Genomic DNA, 3,102 nt, shown 5'->3' with positions numbered 1-3,102 from the left:
CGTCTTTTGCGCCAGTTGGAAAACCGATAAAGTGCGGTCAGGGCGCTCATCACGGCCAAACCGCCAATGATATAGATGAACGGCAAATCGCTGTCCGCCTTCGCGCGCAAGGCGGCCGACCTGTTGCCGACGATGGCCTCCATCAAGACGACCTCACGGCGGACACCTTGCAGGCGCAGCTGACCCGATACCGTCGACCAGTCCAGTGTGCGGCGAAAGCCCGTTGCCGTCACCCGTCCTGTATCGTTTGAGGTCGCCACAAGGTCGGCCAGTCCGGCTTGTTTGGCGCTGCCCACAAACATCACCGCAACGACCGGCCCTGTCCGTTCGGGCGCATCCAGCACGATGTAGGATTTCGGAACCGTGCCTTCGATCTGGCCGACGCCCAGATCAGCGCGAATAATGCCCGTCACCTGCATTTCGCGAAACGGATCCGCCCGCAACCGTGTGTCCACCGCCGTGGTCGTGCGCGCGGGCGGTGGCCCCGCAAGGATCGCGCGTTCCGCAGCCATGACCCGCGACTGGTAGCGCGCGTATTGATCCAGCGCCAGATTCCCAAGGCTCAGCGCGACAAGGGCGTAGACCCACCACGGCAGAAAGGACAAGACCGCAAGCGCCAACCGGATCATGACGCCCCCAATGCGGTCAGATCAGCACCGCAAATCGCGGCCTCGCTTTCGATGATCCGGTCGATGGGCCAGTCCCACCAAGCGATATCCAAAAGCGCGTCGATGGTCGCATCGTCAAAACGGCGGCGCAGAACCCGACCGGGATTGCCTGTGACGATGCTATAGGGCGGGATGGTCCCACCGACGACGGCCTTGGCCCCGATGATGCACCCCGACCCGATCGTCGTGCCGGGCAGCACAGTGGCCCCCTGCCCCAGCCACACATCGTGGCCGACGGTCGTGTCAGGGAAGTCCTGCGGCATGGACGGGCGGTTGCGGTCCATGTCCAGAAAGACCGAAAACGGAAAGCTGGAAAATCCGTCGTAGCGGTGGTTGGCCGATGCGGTGACGAAGGTCACGCCGTCCGCGATCTGACAGAACTTGCCGATGGTCAATCTTTCGGGTGCGCCGGGATAGAGGAACGGGGCAAGCTGTGCTGCCCAATCCGCCGGAGGGACGTGGGCACTGGCATAGGTGTAGCCGCCCACATCAATATTGGGGTGGTCCGTCGCGGCGGCCAGAAAGACAGTGCCTTTGTGGACAGTGCCATCGGGAAGGATCACGGGGTGTCGCGTGGACGGATCGGGGAAAGCGCGGGGCGGAAGGGGCGGCATCTGGCCTCCGGTGGTTGCGACAGGACCCTAGCGCGTTCGCGGCAGGGGTGCAAAGCCCGCGGCTTCATTCCACGTCTGCGCGGTTCCGACCTTGGACAACGCTGTGGTAATAGGCAATCTGGGTGCCGCATCCGCCTGCACAACGGCTGATGAAGCTGCGATAAATGCCATAGCGGAAATAGGGTGCGACATTCACATTGATCGTCTGCCCCTGATAGGACCAGACCGGCTGCCCGTTGAGATAGACGGTCATGAACCCGTCCGCCCCGGTGGACCAGATGGCGTTCACCATTATCCGGTTGAACCGTCCGATAAACTGGTCGCGCGGCGCCACACAATCCCACGCCATATTCGGGGCGGGGTTCATCGGGTCGTCGTCAGCCACGGTGGGATCCTTGACCGAGACCACAAGGCAATCGTCGGTGACCTCCATCAACAGCGTGGGGCCCTGACCCCGCCCCCGATACTTCGGCAGATGGAACTGACCGATTTTGGTGTTCATGTCGGGGCCGACGTCCGGCCAGCTTGGATCAAGCATCACAGAATATCCCACCCAGACTTCGGTGCCGTTGCGCGGGCCGCGTTCCTGAATAAATTCCACCCGTTCGCGATCCCGCGTACAATCGGTGCCGCTGCAATCACCGTTTCGCAACTCGAACCGTTCGACCCGCGTGCCATCCGCAAGCTGCGCGCGTTGCACCGCATGGGGCACCCGTGCGCTTTGTAGAACTATGCTGCCGAACCCATCAGCAAGCGAGGTCTGCGCCCGTGCGGTCCCGGTTTGGACCATCGCGCAGATAAGGGATACCGAAACGCAGGCAAAAACGTGTCGCAGGGCCATCATGACGCATCCTGCGGGAGTGACACCACCCGCATGTCCCTTGATCGCATCACGTAATCAAAGACTGTCTTCGAATACACACCGTGTTTGAAATAGAACCGCTGCGACAGGATAGCATTCGGATTGGTGGGGGGCGCATAGCGACCGCTGATTTGCGTCACGCCGTCCAACGACACCGAGACGCCGAACCCGCCTGCCCCGTCAAATCGCACCAGAACCTCAAGGAACTGTTCCGTGCCGTCGCGGCGGATGCGGTCGCGGGACAGGCCGCCAATGCGCTGATCGATACAGGAATCACCCGGCCCGGTCTTGATCGCACTGGCGATGTACATGCGACCGTCGGGACGAACAAACAACTGCAAGGGCGGCGCACAGCCGTCGCGCCCGTCGTGGATGGAAAAGAGGCTGAATTCGCGCTGCATGGCGGTGGTGATCGAAATATGTGAAGAAAACAGCACGTTGCCGGTTCTGTTGACGGGGAAATTCTCTGTACTGATTTCAGCCCGCTGGTTGAACGTGCCGCCCGTGCAGTAATTCGCACTGGTGCGGAACACCCAACCGTCGACTGTATTTTGCACGGAGCCTCTATCTGCACCACAAGAGACATCCCAATCATTGAGCGCCCCGGCATCACGGGGGCCACTGGGTTGACAGGCGGCGGCAAAAATCAGGGGCATGAGCAGGGCAAGACATTTGTACATGGCGCGGTCCTTTGGTTGAACTTGCCGCATCCTAGGGGCCTTGCTGTCGTTGCGCGACGCCGATGGTCGGGGGCATACCTCATTCGAAGTATGGGTAGGTCAACGCGAAAGGCCCGCGCGTGTTCTTCGGGGGCCTTTGGTGTTTGGTCTGGGCTGAGTGTTGTGGCCCCGTTCAACGCAACAGGCCGCCCCCGGTGGGGACGGCCTGTTGATTGGGTGTGCGTTGCGACCCCGGGGGGGCGCGGCGCCCCTTACTCGTTGATTTTGGACACAACGCC

4 protein-coding genes are annotated in these 3,102 nt (G+C 61.8%); all 4 read right to left on the bottom strand.

The genetic code is table 11. The annotated features are described in order from the left end of the window. The coding region (locus tag QZ653_RS14680; RefSeq protein WP_296421229.1) for a hypothetical protein at window positions 1–629 on the bottom strand (629 nt) is incomplete at its 3' end. Then, complete coding sequence (locus QZ653_RS14675; RefSeq protein ID WP_296421228.1) at window positions 626–1,282, bottom strand: CatB-related O-acetyltransferase; 657 nt, start codon at window positions 1,280–1,282, stop codon at window positions 626–628. The genes QZ653_RS14680 and QZ653_RS14675, both read right to left, overlap by 4 nt. Before the next feature lie 64 nt (window positions 1,283–1,346). Continuing rightward, a complete protein-coding gene (locus tag QZ653_RS14670; protein WP_296421227.1) occupies window positions 1,347–2,072 on the bottom strand; it encodes a heparin lyase I family protein in 726 nt (241 codons plus the stop codon). A gap of 50 nt (window positions 2,073–2,122) precedes the next feature. Then, window positions 2,123–2,701, bottom strand: a complete 579-nt coding sequence (locus QZ653_RS14665; RefSeq protein ID WP_296421226.1) for a hypothetical protein — start codon at window positions 2,699–2,701, stop codon at window positions 2,123–2,125. Between the last annotated feature and the right edge of the window lie 401 nt (window positions 2,702–3,102).

This window comes from Pseudooctadecabacter sp. (genome assembly GCF_020627745.1).
GTDB lineage: Bacteria > Pseudomonadota > Alphaproteobacteria > Rhodobacterales > Rhodobacteraceae > Octadecabacter.
The sequence above is the reverse complement of the archived record's forward strand: the minus strand, read 5'-3'. Positions and strand labels throughout refer to the sequence as shown.

Excerpts from the sequence above, each read along its gene's own strand:
- QZ653_RS14675 (WP_296421228.1), bottom strand. The coding sequence starts at position 1,282 with ATGCCGCCCCTTCCGCCCCGCGCTTTCCCCGATCCGTCCACGCGACAC.
- QZ653_RS14670 (WP_296421227.1), bottom strand. The coding sequence starts at position 2,072 with ATGGTCCAAACCGGGACCGCACGGGCGCAGACCTCGCTTGCTGATGGG.